Origin of the sequence: Megasphaera sp. AM44-1BH (assembly GCF_003467125.1) — a bacterium.
GTDB lineage: Bacteria > Bacillota > Negativicutes > Veillonellales > Megasphaeraceae > Megasphaera.
On record NZ_QSFA01000003.1, the window covers coordinates 126,304 to 149,273 of the forward strand.

General features: G+C 43.1%; 17 protein-coding genes, 3 tRNA genes and 1 pseudogene. 9 read left to right on the forward strand and 12 right to left on the reverse strand.

The features are described from left to right. Positions 1–76: 76 nt before the first annotated feature. Positions 77–1,444, reverse strand: coding sequence for a Na+/H+ antiporter NhaC family protein (locus tag DW949_RS04195; RefSeq protein ID WP_118021992.1), 1,368 nt, complete (start codon positions 1,442–1,444; stop codon positions 77–79). Positions 1,445–1,473: 29 nt separating this feature from the next. After that, positions 1,474–2,751, reverse strand: coding sequence for an aminotransferase class V-fold PLP-dependent enzyme (locus DW949_RS04200; RefSeq protein ID WP_118021993.1), 1,278 nt, complete (start codon positions 2,749–2,751; stop codon positions 1,474–1,476). 185 nt (positions 2,752–2,936) lie between these two features. On the opposite strand from DW949_RS04200, the gene DW949_RS04205 reads away from it, so the two are divergent. Further along, on the forward strand, positions 2,937–3,836 hold the full coding sequence (locus DW949_RS04205) for a LysR family transcriptional regulator (RefSeq protein WP_118021994.1): 900 nt from the start codon (positions 2,937–2,939) through the stop codon (positions 3,834–3,836). 51 nt (positions 3,837–3,887) lie between these two features. Here the strand turns inward: DW949_RS04205 and DW949_RS04210 are convergent, their stop codons facing one another. The 3 genes and pseudogenes from DW949_RS04210 to DW949_RS04220 all read right to left on the reverse strand — a co-directional run. Then, on the reverse strand, positions 3,888–5,177 hold the full coding sequence (locus tag DW949_RS04210) for an acetamidase/formamidase family protein (RefSeq protein WP_118021995.1): 1,290 nt from the start codon (positions 5,175–5,177) through the stop codon (positions 3,888–3,890). Positions 5,178–5,362: 185 nt separating this feature from the next. Continuing rightward, on the reverse strand, positions 5,363–6,556 hold the full coding sequence (locus tag DW949_RS04215; protein ID WP_118021996.1) for a pyridoxal phosphate-dependent aminotransferase: 1,194 nt from the start codon (positions 6,554–6,556) through the stop codon (positions 5,363–5,365). Positions 6,557–6,580: 24 nt separating this feature from the next. Next, positions 6,581–7,789 (reverse strand): annotated as a pseudogene (locus DW949_RS04220) (sodium:solute symporter); the annotation flags it as partial. Here DW949_RS04220 and DW949_RS13935 point away from each other — a divergent pair. Next, positions 7,774–7,893, forward strand: a complete 120-nt coding sequence (locus DW949_RS13935) for a helix-turn-helix domain-containing protein (protein WP_118021998.1) — start codon at positions 7,774–7,776, stop codon at positions 7,891–7,893. The pseudogene DW949_RS04220 and the gene DW949_RS13935 overlap by 16 nt on opposite strands. 48 nt (positions 7,894–7,941) lie before the next feature. On the opposite strand, the gene DW949_RS04230 is transcribed toward DW949_RS13935, so the two are convergent. Further along, on the reverse strand, positions 7,942–8,145 hold the full coding sequence (locus DW949_RS04230) for a helix-turn-helix domain-containing protein (protein ID WP_059075608.1): 204 nt from the start codon (positions 8,143–8,145) through the stop codon (positions 7,942–7,944). 604 nt (positions 8,146–8,749) lie between these two features. Between DW949_RS04230 and DW949_RS04235 the strand changes: the two genes are divergently transcribed. Further along, the gene (locus tag DW949_RS04235) at positions 8,750–9,997 is read left to right on the forward strand and encodes a M20 family metallopeptidase (RefSeq protein WP_118021999.1); all 1,248 of its coding nucleotides are present in this window, start codon (positions 8,750–8,752) and stop codon (positions 9,995–9,997) included. A 118-nt stretch (positions 9,998–10,115) separates the two neighbouring features. Here the strand turns inward: DW949_RS04235 and DW949_RS04240 are convergent, their stop codons facing one another. After that, positions 10,116–10,748 carry an NAD(P)-dependent oxidoreductase gene (locus DW949_RS04240; RefSeq protein ID WP_118022000.1) on the reverse strand — a complete coding sequence of 211 codons (633 nt, stop codon included), beginning with the start codon at positions 10,746–10,748 and terminating at the stop codon, positions 10,116–10,118. 239 nt (positions 10,749–10,987) lie between these two features. On the opposite strand from DW949_RS04240, the gene DW949_RS04245 reads away from it, so the two are divergent. The 5 genes from DW949_RS04245 (at position 10,988) to DW949_RS04265 (ending at position 17,403) form a co-directional block, all read left to right on the forward strand. Beyond that, positions 10,988–12,895, forward strand: coding sequence for a sigma-54-dependent Fis family transcriptional regulator (locus tag DW949_RS04245; protein ID WP_118022001.1), 1,908 nt, complete (start codon positions 10,988–10,990; stop codon positions 12,893–12,895). A gap of 146 nt (positions 12,896–13,041) precedes the next feature. Further along, complete coding sequence (locus tag DW949_RS04250) at positions 13,042–13,431, forward strand: nuclear transport factor 2 family protein (protein ID WP_118022002.1); 390 nt, start codon at positions 13,042–13,044, stop codon at positions 13,429–13,431. 503 nt (positions 13,432–13,934) lie between these two features. After that, the gene (locus tag DW949_RS04255) at positions 13,935–15,131 is read left to right on the forward strand and encodes a CaiB/BaiF CoA-transferase family protein (protein ID WP_118022003.1); all 1,197 of its coding nucleotides are present in this window, start codon (positions 13,935–13,937) and stop codon (positions 15,129–15,131) included. A gap of 25 nt (positions 15,132–15,156) precedes the next feature. Beyond that, the gene (locus DW949_RS04260; RefSeq protein ID WP_118022004.1) at positions 15,157–16,059 is read left to right on the forward strand and encodes a hydroxymethylglutaryl-CoA lyase; all 903 of its coding nucleotides are present in this window, start codon (positions 15,157–15,159) and stop codon (positions 16,057–16,059) included. Positions 16,060–16,128: 69 nt separating this feature from the next. Further along, positions 16,129–17,403: an SLC13 family permease gene (locus tag DW949_RS04265; RefSeq protein WP_118022005.1), complete on the forward strand. Its 1,275-nt coding sequence runs from the start codon at positions 16,129–16,131 to the stop codon at positions 17,401–17,403. Positions 17,404–17,499: 96 nt separating this feature from the next. On the opposite strand, the gene DW949_RS04270 is transcribed toward DW949_RS04265, so the two are convergent. The 5 genes from DW949_RS04270 to DW949_RS04290 all read right to left on the reverse strand — a co-directional run bounded on the left by DW949_RS04270 (position 17,500) and on the right by DW949_RS04290 (position 20,832). Next, on the reverse strand, positions 17,500–18,915 hold the full coding sequence (locus DW949_RS04270) for a Na+/H+ antiporter NhaC family protein (RefSeq protein ID WP_118022006.1): 1,416 nt from the start codon (positions 18,913–18,915) through the stop codon (positions 17,500–17,502). 18 nt (positions 18,916–18,933) lie between these two features. Continuing rightward, positions 18,934–20,295, reverse strand: coding sequence for an amidohydrolase family protein (locus tag DW949_RS04275; protein WP_118022007.1), 1,362 nt, complete (start codon positions 20,293–20,295; stop codon positions 18,934–18,936). A gap of 278 nt (positions 20,296–20,573) precedes the next feature. Continuing rightward, positions 20,574–20,659 (reverse strand) — tRNA-Leu (locus DW949_RS04280). A 15-nt stretch (positions 20,660–20,674) separates the two neighbouring features. After that, positions 20,675–20,750: transfer RNA gene (locus tag DW949_RS04285), tRNA-Phe, on the reverse strand. Between the two features lie 5 nt (positions 20,751–20,755). Beyond that, a tRNA-Asp gene (locus DW949_RS04290) sits at positions 20,756–20,832 on the reverse strand. Positions 20,833–21,135: 303 nt separating this feature from the next. Between DW949_RS04290 and DW949_RS04295 the strand changes: the two genes are divergently transcribed. After that, entirely contained in the window at positions 21,136–22,938 is a 1,803-nt protein-coding gene (locus DW949_RS04295) for a phosphoethanolamine transferase (RefSeq protein ID WP_118022008.1), read from the forward strand. Positions 22,939–22,970: the final 32 nt, after the last annotated feature.

Here is a 22,970-nt window from a genome sequence, read left to right on the forward strand (position 1 = left end):
CTCCCTCATGTATAATAGTAAAAAAGTTTACTATGTATGATTTCGCCAGCATGAGAAAAAAATCCTTTAGGGAAATCTAGGAATTCTCTTCCAACGGTTCCGGAGTTACTAATTTTCTACCAATTCCAGAAAGTATACTAAGCAGAAAAATCAAAATAAGCCCCCAACAATGGAATGCATATGGGACAATGTTAAGAAACGAGAAATCAGGATCAACACCTGGAATCGCTATCGCCAGCCCAACAGAAATAAGCATGGGATTACCATGAGGCATAAGTCCTGTCGTGCCACAAGCTACTCCATCCAGTATATTTGCACCGCGGCACCGGTCAATTCCCATTGTTCTGGTAATAGTCCGGACAAAGGGACCAAAGAAAATAATAGCAATGCCACTGCCACCAGTCATAATAGAACCTAATACAGAGCAGGCGTAACAAACAAGTTCTCCTGAAAGAAATGATGTACAGAATGTCATCATTCCTTTCGCCAGTTGTTCGAAAGCACCACTGCATTTCAACATCTGAATAATCATGAACAACATCATAACATATAAAACCAGTGGTAACATACCAGTCAAACCAGAAGCGATAGGCCCCTTGGCACCAAACAATATTTCAGCCGGGATACATCCTAATCCCCAGTCAAGTATAATACCAGATATATTACAAACGATAAGTGTTGACATAAGGTCCCAGCCCTTACGCATCATTAAGACCATCATTAGTGGCAGTAATAATAAAATTAAAGAGGGTATAGTTACTGATTTAACCGTAATTTCTGGCGGCATGCTGGATGTAATCTGCAAACCTACAATGACAAATAAAACAGCTGAAATAATCGCTGATATCGCAGCATACGGAAATCGCGTACGCACAACATCACTAATTTCAGCTTCCTGGGTAACAGCTGAAGAAATTGTCGTATCAGAAATTGGCGCCAGATTATCACCAAAAATAGCACCGCTGATGATAGCACCACACATAAGTCCCATGTCGATATTAAGACCTGCAGCTAGTGGTAAGAATACCGGTGCTACAGCAGCAATAGAACCTGTAGAAGTGCCACATGATGTCGAAATCAAGACACAAATGAAAAAAGCTATAAGTGGCACAAGCCCTGCATGTAAACCAACGGCAGAGATGGAATAAATCAGCGTATCAATCAATCCACTTTGACGTAGCAATTGTGCCAATAGACTAGCCAGAATATACGCTACAATAATAGTAGCCAGTAAGGAATTTTGTAACCCTGTAATAGTAATATCACCAAAATGTTTTTTATCTTTGGAAAGAAAAAAACCTAAAGCAATCGCAGCGAATGTAATCATTAAAAGGCGGGAAAAACCACCTTTGAGAAAAGTATTTACAAACATACCTGCAAGCATAAATAAAATTGGCAACCAGGCACCTATATATCCACCATGAAACTCAACACGTTCTCTCATTTTTCCCGCCCCTTTCAATAGACAACTTATTATAAAGCAGCTACTTCTTTAACAGCATGCAAAAATTGTTCGATTTCTTCCGGTGTATTGACATGTAAAGGTGAAATCCTAACAATTCCTTCTGAATCAAATTCGTGTACCATCCGAGCAGAAAACTCACTGCTTGCAACGCGTTCAAAGGCAACAATTCCTCGTTTTTCTAATTCGGCACAAGCCTGCTGCGGACCCATATTGGCAAATTCAATGCCTGTTATTAAATCACGTTGATACAAATCAGGGTCATCCATTAATACTTTGACTCCATCAATATATCGAAGACCTTTTACTGCATCCGTACCTTCAAGCATAATCTCGAGAAGTGCCCGTTCGTGATTGGCAATACGTTCCATTCCCAGTTCAAACAGCTCTCTCCTATTGGTTGAACTCTTTAACTTATGTTTTCCCAATTCACATACATAATTAACAATTTCCGTAATAGCCGCAAACTGAGCTGTAGACGGACTCCCCAATTCCCACATATCGTCTGGCAAACATTCTACTTGATCATGTTTCATTTTATTGACCCGATTGGACATGTACATAAGCCCCATGCCGCGTATACTAAAGAATTTGTACGGCGCTATATTCATAACATCAATACCATTCTGTTCCGGATTCAGAATCCCATGTGGTGCATGCTGTACCGCATCACTGACGATAATAATATCCGGATTGATTTCACGGGCACGACTAGCAATGGTTGACACATCCATAATGTGCCCAGAAATGTTAGAGGCAGACATCACACTAAGTATTGCCGTATTTTTATCAATAAGATTTAATATAGTTTCAGTATCAATTCCGCCCGTCAATTTATTCGCATGTGCTATCCGTAGCTCCCAATTGTATTTACGTGCTTGTATTTTCAAAGCATCAAATGCCGACGGATGTTCAAGCGCTGTCGTGACAACATTAGTTCCCTTGACAGAAGCTGCAACAACGCGTATTGCCTGCATCATTAACTGTGATGCAGTAAAGCCAAACACCAGTGAACCTTTTTTAGCATTAAAAATGGTTCGAATATCGGCTCTTCCTTGTTCATCAATCTTTTTCAACATAAGAGCTATTTTATTCGAATGTTCTGAACAATCTGGAACTAAATCAACCTTTTTAAAAACTTCTTCCGCCTTAATTAAACGAAGCGCACCACCAGCATTATCAAAAAAGATGCGCTTATTACCAACAAAATCATGATCGACATACGCAAATTTTTCTCTTACTTCTTTCAGATCTTTTTCTACAAACAATTCCCCGAATTTTGTTTTCATTTTTCTCTCCTCCAAATCATTTTAATATATTTTTCACAATCTCAATAATTATTAACAGTTATTTCATTTATTACATTTTAATTGTAAATCAGATTTAATATAAATAAAAATTAAATATTTTACTATTAAATATAGAAAAATAGAATATTTAATAGTAAAATAAGAAAGAGGGGAGGGATTTTCACATGGAGTATCAACTATTAGAAACATTTATTGTACTCAGCGAAGTACGTAATATTACTAAATGCGCTCACTTATTATATAAAACTCAGCCAACTATTACAAAGCGCTTGCAACAACTCGAATCAGAACTCGGTTATGCTTTACTCGTCCGTGAAAAAGGCAAGCAGGAAATAGAGTTAACTCCACGGGGAATCGTATTTCTTGAAAAAGCAAAAGAATTATATAATCTCTACAATGAATTATCGCTAAGTTCGCAAGAAACGGCTAACTCTCTCCTCATTTCATGTATCGCTAGTTTTCAAACACCATTTATTGCCAACGTATGTCTGCAAATGAATCAGGAACTTGGTACCCATCCTTTTGTTTATACCTACCAAACCCACGATGTATACAAGCTAATTGCAAATAAACAAGTTGATTTGGCCATAGTATCAGATGTTCGCAACGAACCAGGTGTTGCTTGTGAACAATTATTTTCTCAACCTTATTTTGTTGTAAAATATTGCGAAAATCCGACCTCAGAAATTCCTCTAATTTCAACTGATGAACTTGATCCACATTACGAATTATTTGGCCGTTGGGACAATGCCTTTTTGTACTGGCATAATCGAGTCTTTAAAAACACTCCCATTCAAATGATGGCTGACTCTCCTATCATAAATCAACTTTGGTTAAAAAACACATCTTACTGGACCATTATGCAAGAATGTACGGCTTATATCGTAAGTCAGAATATGCCCGTTCAGCTTTACAGGATTGCTGATCCTCCACCAGACAGAAGTTGTTACCTCTTAACCAATCGTTTTATAGATAAGTCCATCAGACCCCTTATATCATATTTTAAAGAACAATTTCTAATAGAAATAAACAAATATAAAATAAACTCACTATTTCCAAAATAAATCAGATGCTGGTAAATGTGGCCAGCATCTGATTTACTTTGGACGTTTTCTCTATAAACTATACTGTTCTTTGATCATATCCCATAGCCCCAACTTTTTCAATTTTTCTACAGGAGCTCTGAATGTAGCTGTGACGGTACCTGGAGCCCGGCCAATTTCTAATCCACCACTGATAGTAATGCGATTCATAACCTGCGGCACTGTCATGTCAAGTAATTCTGCCGCACGTTGCATAGCGCACTCAATAGCTATATTCAAATTAGAACCTGTACCAATAAAAGAAATAGGAGCCGCTTCTTCAAGTTTTACGTTCCATTTATCGGCTTCCCGTTGTGCCAGTTTTCTTTCTGCATCTGTAAGCGGCTTAGCAAGATACGGCAAATCTTCTAACAACGGTAACAGAATCGGACCATCAAGAGTCAATCCTTTAATGACAGAAACCTGTAAAATTGCAATACCTGATACATCACAGGTATGACCGGCTATTTCCCCGTCTCCCTGCAATGCGTGCATGTCACCTACGTAAACACCGCCACCTGGAATACGGACAGGTGCAATGAGCACAGATCCTGCCCTGACTCTGTTAATATCCATATGTCCATCGGTAACAGTTTTCAATTCCTCTTCACTTTGCGCATATTCATGAGGAGCGCCTACAAGAAATTGTCCAAAATCACGGGCATTATGAGAATCCGGAGTATTGACAGGCGGCGTCGTTCCTAATTGCCCTAAAAAAGGCCTCAATCGTGTAGCTATCCCTGGCAGATCATGTGGAGCCAGTGTTACTACAGGATTTTGAACAGAATTATCTGGTGTTTGCATAAATGTCCGCCCAGAATAAGCTGCCTTTTCAGCACCTTTTTGATCAAGTGTCACTCCAATTTTGTGATTATCATCAAATGCAATCGTATATCCACTTGTAAAAGCAAAAGGTGCTGCAGGAGCATCACAGTTTTTACAGCGAATAGCATCCTGCCCAATTCCTTTAATGATGGTCTCCTCATACAACGTGCCACACTGAGGACATTTTCCGGCAACAAAGGGATCCCCCAAACACCTGTCAGGAAAAACCTTATCGTTCCCTGAAGCCGTACCATGTGATGTAATCTGAACCGAGACAATCTTTATGGCAATTGCATCACCGACTTCCGCATTTTCTACTATGACCGGCGTTGTCACTTCATGTCCGCCACGAATAGCAGGAGTTAACATTGGTCCCCAACAGCCAGGTGCCGTGTTAGCAACAATATATCCTCCATCCGCTACTGGGCCTGTCATAGGAACATCTGGTCCTAAAATACCGTTTGTAAACGTGTTAACAAAAATTGTACGTTTGGCCATATTGCAACCTCCTTACAAAATATCTTCTACTTTTATATCACCTATATAATTTATTCTCCTAATCAAAGCATTTTCCTTTTCAAAATTTTTCTAATTTTCACATAATGTATAAAGAATATTGGCGGCACGAACAAATCTCTTCGTACGTGTCGCCAAATTCAAAGTATAGAAAGAAAGTTTTAGGGTTATCTCTTTATTTCCTGAACAAGTTCAGAAATCCTGCGTACACCTTCGATAATATTATCTTCCGAAGTAGCATACGATATTCTGATATAATCCGCATAGGCATCACCGAATGCTTTAGCTGGCACTGTCGCTACATATTTCTTTTCTAGCAATACTTTGGCAAATTCATCACCTGACAGCCCCAGTTTAGAAACATCCACCAATAAGTAAAATGCCCCATCCGGTTTAGAATAAGTCAATTCAGGAATTTTAGATAGTTCTTTTACAATTAAATCTCTTCTCTTAGAAAATGTCTTAACCATCAAATTGACGGCTTGTTTTGTATTTTTACTTTCCATTGCTTCACTTAATCCTACTTGTATGAATGTTGTGCCACTCGTAGTCGAATATTGATGCGTGCGCATAATCACATCAGCCAGATTCTTAGGTGCAGCAATATACCCTACTCGCCATCCTGTCATTGCAAAAGTTTTAGAAAAACCGCTGACTAATATAGTTCTTTCTTTCATATCGGAGAAATTAGCAATGGAATAAAATACCGAATCCCCATATACTAATTGACTATACATTTCATCCGATAAAATAAGGAAATTATTCTCTCTTGCCAATTTACAGATTGCATCCAGTTCTTCACGTGTAAATACGACGCCACTAGGATTATTAGGATTATTAATGATTAACATCTTAGTTTTAGGTGTAATCGCAGCTTGAATAGCTTCTAGATCTAATCGGAAATCTTTTAATGGTACATCAACAAAATGTGCTTCGCACATATTAACTAATGATTTGTAATTTACAAATGAAGGAGTAAGCACAATCACGTCATCATCAGGATCAACAAAACTTAAGATGGCATTATTTAAGCCTTCCGCACCACCTGATGTCAAAATAATTTCGCTGTCCGGATCGTAATCCACTCCGGTTTCATTTTTAATATAATGTTGTAATGTTTTACGCAAACCCGGATAGCCCCGATTGGAAGTATAATGTGTAAAATTATTTGTTAATGCCTGAATAGTAGCACTTTTTATATCTTCCGGCGTATTAAAGTCCGGTTCTCCAATGCTTAAAAATATTACTGGGTTCCCTTCATTCTTCAAGATAGTCGCTCTTTCTAAGACTTTACGAATTGCTGATGGATGTACATTTTTTAATCTCCGGGCTCCTATAGAAAAGTCATATGAATGTTCCATAATATCCCTCCTTATCTATTTATGTTAGTCTTCCTTACTTTCTTCCTTTCGATTATTATCAGCCGTCTGAGCGGCCAGATAACTTTGCCGGAATGATTTACCGCTGACCATAATACCTATGATGATAAGCAATGCACTTGACCCTAAACCCAGATACAAAGGATTAATAGTTAAATGCAATACCATTTTAGAAATGATTGGCAATAATGTCCCACAACAAATAGATGCAAAAGCCCATTTCGGAGTCAACCATCCGGGTTTAAAGACAGCAAGCGACAAAGGTACAAATACACCCGCTCCACGAAGAATCATAGAAAGAAAATTTAGTTCTAAAATAGTTGCATTTAAATATAAATATGAGAAATAGGTACCTACTACCATTGTAATAAGAATCGTGAGCCGATTCGTCAACAGTATTTTTGAATTAGATTTAACATGCATTAAGTTCCCTACAAAGTCACTGGCAAATAAAGTACCAATAGCCAATGCCATGCCAGCAGTTGAGCTGATAATTGCCAGTAAAATTCCCGCAATCGCTACACCGCCTAACCAATCAGGAAAATATCCTAAGAAAAAGGTAGGAAGCGCCTGAATCGGTATGATTTCCGGATGTGTCGCATGCATAAACATCCCAATAGCAACTATAGGCAAGCCTATAGGAATAATAATCGCTGAAGCTGTAAAGGCTCCGCGCGCCGCTGTCTTTGCATCACTTGCAGAAAACAGAGCTTGAATATATGCCTGTGCCGATAGTATACCTACCATCATTGAAAAAATATTTCCCAATACTTCAGCCGTACCACGGCTAAATAAATTAAACCAGGGATCATATGGAAACATCGCATGAAATTCATCACTAGGCATAGATGCTAAATATTTAATAGCAATAAAGCCCCCTATCAGCAGAGAGCCCCATAGTAAAGCCATCTTTATCAAACCAGTTAAACTATTTCCCTTCTGACCACTAAAAAATACAGTAGCAACAACAACAAAAACAAAAAGTACAGAGGATACTTCCGGGGTAATGCCTAACACTTGAATAAAAATTTGGATAGCTGCAATGGTTCCCGGCAATTGAGAAATGAGCATACTAAGGATTGTTGCAACACCAACCATGACTCCTGCCCATTTCCCATAATGAAGTGTGAAAAACTGCGGCAACGTTTCAAGCCCTGTTCTCCGTAGCGGTTTAGCATAAAACAACCCCATTACGAAAAATGGAAGAAGAAATAATAAGGCAGCTCCTGCAAAAAGAAAATGGAAATAAACAGAGCCTGGCTAACAAATTAGGAATCAGCCGCGCTACAATCTGGAATAAATTAAAAGAAAAAAAATAATAAAAAAGAACCCCGTCAGCACTTCCCCTCTTGCTGGCAGGGTTCTTTTTATTCATCCTTCAGGCCTGTAATGTAATCCAGGGACACGTTGTAAAAACGTGCTAATATGATCAACTTCTCCACAGAAATTTTTCGTTTTCCTAATTCATACATACCGTATGCTTCCTGTGTGCAATTTAAAAGTTTAGCAACTTCTCGTTGGGATAATTTTCTCTCCCGCCGCAATATTCGCAGTCGAGCATAGTATTCCATATGTTTTTCCCCACCCTCCTATGATTATCTCAACTTAGTATAATACATTTTGCATAGTTTTGCAAAAACATTATCTATATGTTTTTCTTATTGCTTTAGATAGTTCAATTCCTATTCCTTATATTAATAAAGATAATTCAATTTTTATTATAAATATTTAAGTATTGTATCGCATTTTTTCTTCTCAATATATAGATAAAATACATAATTCTGTCATACAACCGATATGTTATAATTATTATTTTAAAATTCCGATTGCTTTATCAATTATTTATTCTTTATTTAGTGTATATTTATGTATTTTTAAAACAAAAATTAAGTGCAAATCTACTTCATTATATATCGGTTTCATTAATTTTTTTACTTAAACATAATTATATTATCATTATCATTCGTAAATATATAGAATACTTTTCAACGTTTTTATACACGAACTGGTTCTGATATATATTGTAATATGCCTGATAAGAAAACGGTCTATTGGTTTTCTCTTTACTTTGATATATACCGTGATATAATGAAGTTGCCTACAGTAAAACAAAATTTTTATTTAATAATCTTTGCTAAAAGTCTGAAAATATTTCGAGAGGGGCTGTCTTTTCCAATGATTAATGTAAAAGCGTTAGCAGATGCTCACTATGATGAATTAGTTAAATTACGTCGTTATTTTCATGAACATCCGGAATTGTCCAATGTAGAAGATGCGACATGTGATACAATCCAGAAAAAACTGGAAGAATATGGAATCCGTACAGAAGTCGTGGAACACGGTGGCGTTTTCGGTTTTATTGACAATGGCCCTGGTAAAACCGTTCTGATGCGTGCCGATATTGATGGTCTTCCTATTCAGGAAACAGAAACCAATCTGAATCAGAAACGTGTATGCGTTTCCAAAAATCCTGGTGTAATGCACGCCTGCGGTCATGACGGCCATATTTCCATGCTGCTTACAGAAGCTAAAATCCTGCAGGAAATCAAAGACCAGTGGTCCGGACGCGTCATTTTCATGTTTGAACGTGCCGAAGAAGGTTCCGATGCAACACAGCATCTCATGCCTTATCTGCTCAAGCAGAATATTGATTACTGCTATGGCACCCATGTCCGCTGGGATGTACCGGCTGGCAAAATCAATGTAGAAAAAGGAGCTGCCATGGCTGGCGGTTTTGCCTTCCAGATCAAAATCAAGGGCCACGGCGGGCACGGTTCCCGTCCAGATCTGTCCCAGAGCCCGATTGACTGCTTCCATGCATTCTACGGCAATCTGCAGGCACTGCGCATGCGCGATGTCAATCCGTTGGAATGCCTGACTCTTTCTATTGGTACAGTCCAGGCCGGCTCTGCCTATAATGTCATCCCGAACGAACTCTTTTTCGGCGGTTCATCCCGTTTCTTCAGCTATGAACATGCCGGAAAAAAATTCTATGATGACTTCCTCAAACTTCTCAAAAACGAATGCGACAACTACGACTGCACGTATGAACTGGTCCGCATGAAACAGCCGCTGCTGGAAGTACGCAACAACCCGGTCTGCGGTGATTATGCCCGCAAAGCTGTCGCCAAATACCTCGGCGAAGACGCCCTGTACGATGTAGAACCGTGGATGGCTTCCGAAACCTTTGGCCTGACGTTATCCCTCTTCCCGGGAGTCTTTACGTTTACCGGCATTGCCAATAAAGAAAAAGGCTGTGGCGGCAACCATCACACACCGCAGTTTGATATCGACGAAGAAGGCCTCCGCGCCGGTGTCGTTGCCGGTGTCGGTTATGCTCTTGAAATGCTCGCTGCCAAACCGGAAATCGAATTTAAACAGAATACGGAAGATCCGGTACAGCTCGGCCTGCGCGGTATGTAATCCACCTGCTGCCCGATACTGAATACAATGATAATCCCCCGGCCAGTCAGATAGAAATAATCTGACCGGCCGGGGGATTTGTTGTCAATGACAGTACGTCTGCACGAAATTTTTATCATTATGCACGGACGACAGAAATCCGCTTCTGGATGTGATTTCCGTTTTCTATTTCATCTACCATGGCAATGGCATAGTCGGCATAGGAAATGACCGATTCATTTTTACTGTTGAGTTTGAATTCTTCACCAGCAAGGATATAGTGACCTGTCCGTTCACCATCGGCCTGGAAATCCGCTGCCGGACTGATGTATGTCCATTTGACATCAGTACGCAGGCGAAGTTCTGCCAGTGACTTTCCCTGTGCCGTGGCAAGAGGTTTGAAAGCCTCAGGGAAATCCGGCGTATCGACAAGCTGAGTCGTATGTTCCGGATCAACATAGAGTGAACCGGCGCCGCCGACTACCAGAAGGCGGACATTGGTACCGGACAAAATATCTGCCAGATGCTTCAATGTCTTAGAATGATTGTTTAATGTTTCCGGAGTCCAAGTACCAAAAGCATCGACAACGGCATCAAACCCCTGCAGATCTTCTCTTGTCAGATTGAGGATATCTTTTTTAATATACATCTTAGTCGGTGTTTCATTGACATCATGACGGCCAAATGCTGTTACTTCATGACCCCGGTTCAAGGCTTCTGCGATTACTTTTTTTGCCACACGGCCATCTGCTGCTACAACTGCAATTTTCATGATTTAGTCTCCTTCCGGGGGATTCCTGCTCCCCACGTATCAAATACCGAATATTTAAAGTAATATTTATTGTTTCATCTTACAAGGCATACTATATCATCGTTCGTCTATGTTGTCAATATTTTTATTACATCTTTTTTTGCCAGATGATTTCTATCAAAGTATATTCTGCCGTCGGTCGTTTCGTGATATACTACAGCTATAAAGTAGCACGGAATACAAAGAAAAGAGAATGAGCCATGAAACAAATACTTTTTATTTCACCATCTGAAGAACTAGCAAATCTGGTCCGTGATGTCGCAGAGGAACGGGGCATGGAAATCACTATCCGCACAGCCATATTAGAAGAAGCCGAAGGCATCGTGGCTAATGCTATAAAACACAACACTAAAGTAGTTATCAGCCGCGGCGGAGCTGCATATCTACTAAAACAAAAATTTACAGTTCCAGTCCTTACAGTAAAGATGACCAGCGGCAGTTACATCAATGCCTTCAAAAAAATACGCAACGCGACCGGCCCCGTTGCTTTTTTCTCTGTAGAAAAAATCCAGGATAATGTCAAATCCCTTTGCTACTTTTTAAATGTAGATGCCAATTACTACTATTTTAACGATACGGAAAGCGCAATAGCCGCTGTCAAACAAGCTAAAAAAGATGGCAATGTATACGGTGTCGGCGGAGTCCTTACCAAAATCTATGCAGAACAACTCCATATGGATTACTATACATTAGAAAACAACCGTGAAGATATTGAAATAACATTAGACGCCGCCCAGCAGGTATTAAAATCCGTATTAGACGGTGAACGGCGCAACCGCACATTGCAACTTCATCTGAAACGGTACGAAACTATTTTCAATTATACTCATGACGGAATTATTGCCATTGACAAAAAAGGAAAAGTAGAAGTAGTCAACAAGCAGGCAGAAGACATCCTTCCACTAAAGAATAAGCCCTATGAAGGCCGCCATATTGAAGAAATCCTGCCATCCACTAAAATGCCAATTGTATTACAAAATGGTCATAAAGAATTAGATGAATTGATGAAAATTGATAACGTCATCATCAATACCAACCGTGTTCCCATCGTCATCGACGGGGAAGTCGAAGGCGTCGTCGCCACATTCCGAGATATTGAATCTATCCGGAACAGTGAACAAAAGATACGCAGTAGTCTGCATCGCAAAGGCCTGGCTTCGCGCTACCGTTTTTCTGACATGATTGGCGAGTCCTCCACCTTCCGCCGTGCAGTCCGCATCGCCAAAAGTTATGCCCATACAGATTCCAATATTCTGATACTTGGTGAAATTGGCACGGGAAAAGAGATGTTTGCCCATGCTATCCACCATGAAAGCAGCCGACGAAAAAAGCCATTTGTTGCCATCAATTGCACTAATTATTCATCACAGGCATTACAAGCTGATCTCCTCGGCTATGAAAATGGTTTTTCCCCTTTTGGTGTCAAAGGAAGCAAAGAAGGGGCATTTGAACTGGCCCATGGTGGCACACTGTTTCTTGATAAAATAGGCGATGCTCCACTCAATGTCCAGTCGTTGCTGGCCCGGATCATCGATACGAAAGAAGTACGCCGTATCGGCGGTGATAAGGTCATCCCCATCGATGTCCGCATTATTGCATCCACCAGCCATAATCTGACCAAAGATGCCGGACAAGGCCGTTTCCTCGAAGAACTCATGTATTCCCTCAGTGTCCTTACTTTGCATATTCCTCCCCTTCATGAACGAGACCGGGATTATGTATTATTTTGTGATACCTGGTTCCACCGCAATTTCGGGGCCGATTACGCACTATATAAAAAACAGATTGACACTATCATCCACTATTTTCAGGGGCATGAATGGAAGGGCAATATCCGCCAGTTATCTAATATCGTGGAACGGGTCAGTGTCCTTTTAAAAAATGATATGACCGTAGAAGAAATCATGTCCACACTGCCCCATGAAGAAAATGAATTAATCCAGAGTCAGGATGTAACACTGGGAAAATGGACCCGCTCAGCTATTGTAGAAGCATTGACAGCCAGTCATCTCAATATATCCAGAGCCGCACGGATGTTGAATTGTAGCCGCAGCACATTATACAAAAAGATGGATGAACTAAATATAAAAATCAGTAATATCCGATGATTTTGTTTGCAATAGATGTAATGTATTGATTGACATTCATCACAAATCATAGTATGATTCAGGCATACCTTAATTCTTTAAAAGCAGCAGGACATCCCTCTATGCCATCAGAAAGGGAGAATCCACAGTAACGCAGGAGGCCTATTATGAGTGATACCGAACAAATCCAGCAGATTGTCCAATCGTACATTACTGCCATCCATACGCAGGACAAAGATTCTTTTTTGTCCCTGTGGACGGGAAATAAAGCCGACACGTTGATTTCCCTGACTAGTGTGTTTCATGGGGATGAAGCTATTTATCAGGATTTTTTGATTGATAAAATTCAGGCACGCTATTCCTCTATCGAATTATTTGCCGATCATATCGACATTCACCAGATAGATGAAGAAAATGCCATTGTTATCTTCTCTTATCATACAGTCTGCCGTCTGAGAGAAACAGGAGAAGATTATGGCATTGAAGGTATAGAAACGCAGGTCTTCCGGAAAGTATCCGGACAGTGGAAACTTCTGCATATCCATTATTCTAAATAAAACTACTTCTGCATTTGATTCAAATACCGATAGACACAGCAAATTTTTGCTTTGTCTATCGGTATTTTTTTATGCTCAACGCGATGCATGCATCTGGCATATACGCCTCACCGCTGATTTATTTGCACCGATGTTGCATGGACGCTGCTAAAATTTTCTTTTCACCAGTCCAAAATGTATAAGCAATGTATTGTACACACTATACAATAATTGACAGTAATAAACATATTTACAACTATATAGTCAAATATTCTTCGTTAATTATAACGTTTTAGTCAAATGATATGCCATTTTATTATATACATATAAATACAATTTAAACCAAAATAATACATTTTTGTACAATAACAAAATACCACTATATTTGCCATATTCAAAAAGCAAGTTGTATAATGACCTCGTCAATTGGAAAACCTGTCTTATACAGTCCGGACAATAAATACAGACAATTTTCCCACGCCCCATTACTCAACGTTTCTATATTTTCATGAAGGTGAACAAACATGACAAAAAAAGCATTAGAAGATATTGTAGTACTCGATTTAACCCGCGTTCTTGCCGGTCCGTATTGCACAATGATGCTGGCTGATTATGGTGCCAAGGTAATCAAAATCGAAATGCCGGGAAAAGGCGATGACACCAGAGCATTCGGCCCTATGAAAAATGGTGCCAGCATGTATTACGCTAATGTAAATCGTGGCAAAAAAGGTGTAACACTGAACTTAAAACCCGAAGAAGGCAAAACAATCTTCAAAGAAATGGTAAAAAAAGCCGATGTCGTCGTTGAAAACTACCGTCCCGGCGTCATGGATAAACTGGGAGTCGGCTATGATGTACTGAAAGAAATCAACCCCCGCATCATCTATGCCGCTGTTTCCGGTTTCGGCTGCTACGGCCCCAATCATAAACGTCCTGGTTACGATATCATCGCCCAGGCTACGGGCGGTCTTATGAGTATCACCGGTGAACCGGGTGGACATCCTCTCCGTGTCGGCAATGCAATGGGTGATGTACTCGGCGGCATGAATCTCACCATCGGCATTCTCATGGCACTGCACGCAAGGGAACTGACCGGAAGAGGCCAGCGCGTTGATGTATCTCTCGTCGATTCTGTCGTATCCAGTCTGGAAATTGGCATCCAGCGGTTCTTCGCAACGGGCAAGCAGCCTGAACTCATGGGCAACCGCTATGCATCCGCCTACCCATACGACTCATTCCAAGCTAAAGACGGCCTCTTCGTCATCGGCTGCGGCAACGATAAACTCTTCACTCTGTTGTGTAATAAAGTTCTGATGCAGCCAGAACTCCTGGAAGATCCCCGTTTCATAACAAACATCAAACGCTGCGAATATTATGCAGAGTTGAAACCCATCATTGAAAAATGGTCATCTCAGTATACTATTGACGAAGCCGTTGAAAAAATCTTGGCCGCCGGTGTACCAGCTGCACCTATCAACGATCTGCCTCGTGTAACATCTGACCCCCATATTGCAGGTGCCCGCGAAATGTTCGTACCTCTCCACCACCCGGTTATCGGCGATATGAAAGTAAACGGCAACCCGGTCAAATTAATGGACACCAAACCCGATATCAGTGTTCCGGCTCCTGCACTTGGTCAGGACAACGCAGCTGTCTACGGTGAATTACTCGGTTTTGACAAGACAGAAGTACAAAAATTACAGGACGAAAAGATTCTCTGATATACTGCAAAGGAGTACATATACAATGACACAAAGAATAAATTTCGTTGAAGTCGGTCCCCGCGACGGTTTCCAGAATGTAAAAGAATTTATCCCCACAGAAGAAAAACTGAAAGTAATCGACATGCTCATCGGTGCCGGTGTCAAATCTATGGAAATCGGATCCTTTGTCCATCCCAAAGCCATCCCCCAGATGAAAGATATCAAAGAAGTCGTCACTAAAACGCTGGAAAAACACGGCGATGAAGGCATTGATTTCTTCGCGCTCGTCCCAAATCTCTATGGCGCCAAAGCAGCCGCAGACTGTGGTCTGAAAAAAATCGATACAGTCATTTCCGTCAGTGAATCACACAACAAGGCAAATATCAACCGGACCGTAGAAGAATCACTGCAAGGCCTGGCCAAAATCCGCGAAGAACTGCCCGACATGGATATCATCCTCTCCATGGCTACAGCATTCACTTGTCCCTTCGAAGGCATCACTCCCGTAGAAAATGTATTGCGCATCATCCGCCGCGGTGTACAACTGGGCATTCATAAGTTCTGTTTAGCCGACACGATTGGTCAGGCTGACCCTAAAATGGTCCGCAATACGATTGAAATCGTAAAAAAAGTATTTCCCAATGAATACTTCGAAGTTCACATCCATGATACCCGTAATATGGGCGTAGCCTGCACACTGGCGGCCATTGAAGCTGGTATTCCCAATGTCCAGGCAGCTCTGGGCGGTCTGGGAGGATGTCCCTTTGCACCGGGTGCTTCCGGCAACGTTGCCTCTGAAGATTTGATTTATATGTTTAATGCCATGGGCATGGAAACAGGCATCGACTTTGATAAGATGCTTGCTGCCGCCAAGTATGAAACGACGATTATCGATGGAAACTTCAGCAGCCACCAGATTCATATTGGTGAACCCTGCGCTAAATAATCTGACCTAAGTCCCCCGTTCCGGTCAACGTTCCCCTCTATTGGCCGGAACAGAAAGGAGTCCTACATCATGGGTATGGATTTGTTAGCCCTACTCTTATTCCTGACAGCTATTATCCTGGCATTTATTCGTCATGTCAATATTGGTATCGTAGCCCTAGCAATGGGCGTCATCGGCGTCCGGATTTTCGGATTGACCGACAAAGACCTGATCAGTGGTATCAGCAGCGGCATGTTCTGCACACTGGTTGGGATTACACTTCTGTTTGCCATTATCAAGCAGACGGGCGCACTGGATCTGCTGGCGCAAAAAATAGTTGACAGCACTGGTAATCGCGTCTGGCTTCTCCCCATCACGATTTACCTTGCCGGCTTCGTCATCGCCGGTGTCGGCCCTGGTGCCGTCCCAGCGCTCGCTATCATCCCTGCACTGGCTGTCACTACGGCATTGCACGTCGGATATAATCCGCTTATGCTCGCCCTCATAGGTGAATTCGGCCTCATAGCTGGGCGCATGACCAGTATTACGCCAGAAGCGGCCATCATTACTCATGCAGCCGCCAGTGCCGGTTTCGATAATGTCATGCCCATCATCCTGGTCTGTCAGACATTAGTAACGCTCATATATGTGCTTATCATTTTCTTATTATTCAAAGGGTATAAATTAAAAACCCCGAAAACGAATTTAAAAGAAACTAAATTGCCATCTTTCACAAAAAACCAGATTCTGTCTCTGCTGGGCATTCCTCTCATGCTGATTCTTATGATTGCCTTTAAAATAAACATTGGTCTGGCTGCATTCTTTGTTTCTGCTCTTCTCGTCCTGTTTGGTGTAGCCAAAGACGGAGAAGCCCTGAAAGCACTGCCGTGGAGTACAATCATCATGGTCGTCGCCGTCGGTGCCCTGCTCAGTGTCGTAAATAAAGTAGGTGGCATTAAACTCATGAGCGCGGCAATTTCTTCTATCATGACCAGCAGCACGGCTGTGCCTCTCATGGGCATCTCTGCCGGTCTGCTCAGCCTCGTCAGTTCGGCACTGGCCGTCGTTTACCCAACCATGATGCCCATGTGTGCCGATATTGCCGCCCAGGTAGGCGGTGTCAGCCCGGTTGCGCTGATGGCCGCAGTAGGAAGTGGTGGCTCTGTTGCCGGCATATCGCCTATGTCTACAGGCGGTGCCTTGATTTTGGCAGCATTAGGAACTAATCTGGACAATTTCACTTCCTCCCAACAGGCAAAAGTATTTGTCAAATTATTAATCTTTTCCGGAGGCTCTCTGGTCTTGCTGGCCATTATTTCCGGTCTGGCCTTCGGACCTATTGTAGATATTCTGTACCACGGTTGACCTCCTACTATCCTAATACACCGTACACACCAATGGAAAAACGCGTATCAGCCATGTGACTGGTACGCGTTTTTCCGTTAGTATATAATTTTCTTCTTACATGATGAATCCACAGACGACGTATAATACCATAGAAACGCAGGCAAATCCTAATACGTAAGGCATCTGTGTCTTGATATGATCCATGATGTTGCAGCCTGATGTCGCGCAGGACATGATTGTCGTATCGGAAATAGGCGAAGCGTGGTCTCCGAAGATGGAGCCGCCGAACATGGCACCTGCGGTCAGTGGGATATTTACTCCCATGTCAATAGCCATAGGCAGGGCGATGACGGCCATGATAGCCATGGTCCCCATTGACGTACCCGTTGCAAAGGACAAAATCATGGCAATGATGAATGTCAGGAGCGGCAGGAGGGATGGTGTGAGGAACTGCATAAAGATAGAGGACAGATATGCTCCGGTACCCAGTTGTTTTACCAGTGGCCCCAGCGTAAAGGCCAGGCACAGGATGGTGGCAATACCAAACATGGTGCACATGCCCTTCAGCACTTCACTGGTCAGTTCTTCCAGCGTAAACACTTTTTCTGCAAGGCACATGACGGAAATAGAAAGTACAGATAAGACCGATCCCCAGAGCAGAGCCTGCATACCAGCGCCCTTGGTGAGATTGCCTGAACCGGTTACATAGAGAACGCCGATGATTGTCGCAATCATGACGACAATGGGCACAATCATGTTAGCCAGATGAGGTTTCGCCTTAGGAGCCAGTTTCGTTGCACTTTGGGAAGAACTGCTGGCAACGTGGGCCGGATCATCGAGCGCGCCCGTCAGGGATGCCCGTTCTTCCGCTTTTTTCATCGGTCCGAAATCGACGGGAGCCAGGCAGGAAATCAGGGCAAAAACGACGGCTATGATGCAATAAAAATTCAGAGGAATCGACTGGAAGAGAACGGTAATGGCCTGATCGTCGGGAACTCCGCCCGATGTCAGGTAACCGGTCATCGCTCCGAGCCAGCCACTGAGTGGCAGCAACACGCACCACGGCGTAGATGTGGTATGAATGAGAAATGCAGCTTTTTCATGGGACACCTTCATGCTGTCATTGAGCGGACGGGCAATAGATCCCGTAACCATACAGCTCAGAGATCCCGATGTAAAAATGACAATTCCCAGGAGCCAGGTAAAAAAAGCGGCCGCTTTTTTGGAGCGGATGATGCTCTTTTTACGGACCATGATATCGACAAAGCCCTCGATACCGCCGGACCGTTCGATGAGATAGAGCATCGCCCCGATCAGGAGCAGCGACATGATGACAATCGTGTTGCCATTGCTGGCAAAGGTCTTTACAACATTATAAAAGGTAGCATTGATGCCGGAAAAAATATCCGGGCTGAGTGTCATACTTGCCAGGAAAATACCTACCAGAAGCGCGACGAATACATTGCGTATAGCCAGAGCCAGTACGATCGTCACCAGCGGCGGTATAACCGATAAAAAGCCATATTCCATACTGCATTCCCCCTTAGATTACTTGCGCACAGAGCGTCCCAGATGCCACTGGACTACCTGACAGTCCCGGGCTGCCACTTGGCCGCCAATCAGGACATATGAAATCCCCTTTCCAGGCAGGACGGGATTTTCAAAGGTTGCTCCATCGATAATGACATCGGGATCAAAAATGACAACATCGGCATCGGCACCAGCTGCCAGATTTCCTTTACGGGAAAGGCCCATGCGTGCCGCCGGCATAGCCGTCATTTTGCGGATAGCTTCGTACAAGGAAAGTTTTCCCTTGCGGACAAACTGGCTGAATACGCGGAGAAACGCCCCGGCTGCTCTTGGATGGCCCTGCCCATGATTCAGGATACCATCACTGCCTATCATGACACCGGGATTGCGGAGTGCCATATCTACTTCCTGTTCTTTCATGATATAGCAGACCGTAAGATATTCCGGATGTGTCCGCCGTACGTCTTCGAATATCTCTTCCGTACAGCGTTGTCCCTGATAGTCTCCTTCACAAAGCTGTACCACATCATAATCACAATGATACCGCTGCCGCCATCCCTCATCATACGTCGTCGAGCCAATTGCTGTAGAAAATGCGTAATAGGGATAACAGTCACAAGTCACGTCGAGGCCGTTCAGGCGGTATGCGTCCACCATCTTCAAAAATTCTTCCATCTGGCCGAACGCTGCCATGGATCCGATGTGGGATACTTCAGCGGGCAGCCCCAAATCGCGGGCTACGTCAAGAAATTCCCGGCCCGCTGCAAATATTCCTGCCGCATCGTCACGGACATGGGCGGCAATAAGCCGTCTGTCTGGCACACAGGTCCGGGCCGTCGTCACAAATTCCCGGTGATCAATCCCCGGCACGTAGCGCATCCCATAGGAAATGCCAAAACAACCGGCATCCAGTGCCTGCTGACAAAGCGGAATCATAGCCTGCAATTCATTATCGGTGACATGACTGTACTTATTCCTGTGTCCTACAGATTCCCGGAGCCAGCTGTGTCCAATCAGGAGAGCAACATTGACAGGGGCCCCGTCACGGTCCACTATATCGAGATAGCGGATGGGATCATAGCGGTTGATTCCGCATTCACCACCCAGTACCGTCGTCACACCCATGCGCAGCATACAGCCGAAAATAGCGTTGGTTTCGTCCTGTTCCAGTGTTTCCTGGTGCGTCACGAAATCTTCATGCATGTGGATGTCGATAAAGCCGGGAGATACGACCTGACCTGCCGCGTCAATTACCGTATCTGCCTCCGGTTCCTCTGTTGTCACCGCCAGCACGCGGTCATTCTCCAGCAGCAGATTTAGTCTTGCCTGCACCGCATTAGCCGGATCGATGAGTAGGCCGTTTTTTATCAGCGTTTTCAAAAAATCACATTCTTTCCCAGGAAACACGGTACACGTTAATAATAACAGAAATTTAATCGTGTTAACCTGTATTCTTTCATTTATAAGCCTGAAATCATTTTAATCTTAGCACGTATCACGTTTTATGACAACAATAATACAACACAATTGTGATAAAAAAATATGATACAGTCAATCAAAAAACTGAATGAATATGAATTTTGACAGAAGCAGATTCTTCCACATACACAATAAAAAAAAGGTTTTCAGTATATTAACTGAAAACCTGATCTGTCTGTTGGTGCGGTCGATGGGACTTGAACCCATATGAACTTACGTTCACTACCCCCTCAAAGTAGCGCGTCTGCCATTCCGCCACGACCGCATATGAAGTTGTTTGTGGTGCTCAGGGACGGAATTGAACCGCCGACACGGGGATTTTCAGTCCCCTGCTCTACCGACTGAGCTACCTGAGCGAATATGGCGACCTCGATCGGATTTGAACCGACGATCTTCGCCGTGACAGGGCGACATGTTAAACCGCTACACCACGAGGCCGTTTCCACTTCCATATTCAAGGCCCGAATGCCTCGAACAAAAAGAATTGTATCATGTATCGCACACTTTGGCAAGTACTTTTTTTAGTTTTTTTCATTTTTTTGGTGAAAAGAAACATTTTGCCTCTAGGTAAAGGACTTATAATGATGTATAATAAGGACGGTCCGCTATTTACAGGATTCTTACATGCCGTAACCGGACTTTTTACAAACAGATATTATGTCAGAAAGGCAGCGTTATCCTATGTCAGGTTTTTTCAAAAAACGTCCTGCATCTCCGTGCAGGAAAAATCAGGTTTCTTCAATGGCCAGGGGAAGTACCGGACGCCAGATTTTCTACCTTATTTGTATTTTTGCCGTCATATATGCCTTATGTTTCCAATGGGAACTTCTCGTGTCACTCGGTCTGGGCGAAGATAATATTGAAGATATGACCTTCGGCCTCATCCCGGCAGTCGGCGCTGTCACACTATCCCTGGCGCTGTATTGGAAACATCTGTCACTGGCCGCAATCCTCCCTAATGCCGTCGTCGGTATTTCCTGGATTATCACCGGTCCTGTGCTGAGCTATAATACATTACTCAATAGCAATACAGTCTACTTGAACAACATTTACGACATTTACGTGGGGCTGTATTTTTTTGCTATCTTATTTTGTGTTTCTATGGCATTACGCCAATATGCCCCGCCCAAAATCCGGATGGTGCTCATGACGCTCATCCAGCTTCTGGCTATTTCCGTCATCGTCCTGCAGTGGGGATATTACTACCTGTATCATTCCTCCATCACGACGTCGGGTGCTCTCCTGATTTTCCAGACCGGCCCTGCGGAAGTAAAGGAATATTTCGGCTCCCTGGGTTTGGGCAACATGCTCCTCGCCCTGATATGCATCGTGGCACTGATTGCATTCTTTGTCATCTGCCAGTACATCCAGCAGCCATTGCCCCGCACCGCATTATGCCGTAAGGTATTGCCACTGCTGTCCCTGGTCATCGTTCTGCCTTCCATCGGTGCCCTGGGAGAAGAAATATTTCCGGAATGTTTTCCCATCCGCACCTTCCTGGATACGCATGATTATATGGAACGGTCTGCACTTTATGCCCAGAACCACTCCAGCAAATTCGCCAATCTCCAGGCAATCCAGCTGAATCCGGCACAATACCCGGATACGGTCATTGTCGTCATCGGCGAATCGGAAACTCGTACCCTGATGAATGCCTACAATCCGGAGCATGTCCCGAATACGCCCTGGCTGACGTCTGAAAAAAGCAATCCCCGTTTTACCTTGTTCAATAACGCTTACGCCTGCGTCTGGTACACCGTTCCCGTACTGGAACATGCCCTGACAGAATCGAACTTCTATAATGATAAAGAATTCAATCAGTCGATTTCCATTATCGACATGGCAAAAAAAGCCGGGTACAAGACATACTGGTTCAGCAATCAGGGATCTGTCGGCGTCGCCGATACGCCAATCACACTGGTAGCCAACACGGCCGACGTTTCAGAATGGGTAGACCGGGATCTCAAGGAATCGACGCATGATGGAGCCTTGCTGAAGTTCCTGAATCAGGTAAATCCTGACGAAAAGAATTTCATTGTCCTCCACATTATGGGCAGCCATATCGAATATCGCAACCGGTATCCAGCAGAATTCCAGCATTTCAACGATGGAAAAATCAATGAAGAAGCTGATTTTGACAACACCGTTCTCTACACAGACTGGATTCTCCAGCAGATATATGACTACGCCCGCCAGAATCTGAACCTCGATGCCATGATTTACTTCTCCGATCACGGTTCGGATCCGGATGTGGCACGGGCTCCGGACGGCTCCAGTTTCAAAGTCCTCCGCATCCCCATGTTCGTCTATTTATCTGATACCTATACAGCACGGAATCCGCAAATCGCCCGCACCGTCAAAGAACACCAGAATGCGTATTTTACGAATGATCTGGAATATGAATTCATCTGCGGCATCCTCAATATGCAGTCTCCTAACTACGATCCATCGTGGAGCCTCGCTTCCGATCAGTGGCATCTGGAACGGCAGGACCTGCGTACCCGCTTTGGCCGGGACAGTTTGATGGATGATACGGAATATTAAGCCCATTTTACAACGTTTAGTTTGACGTAAAT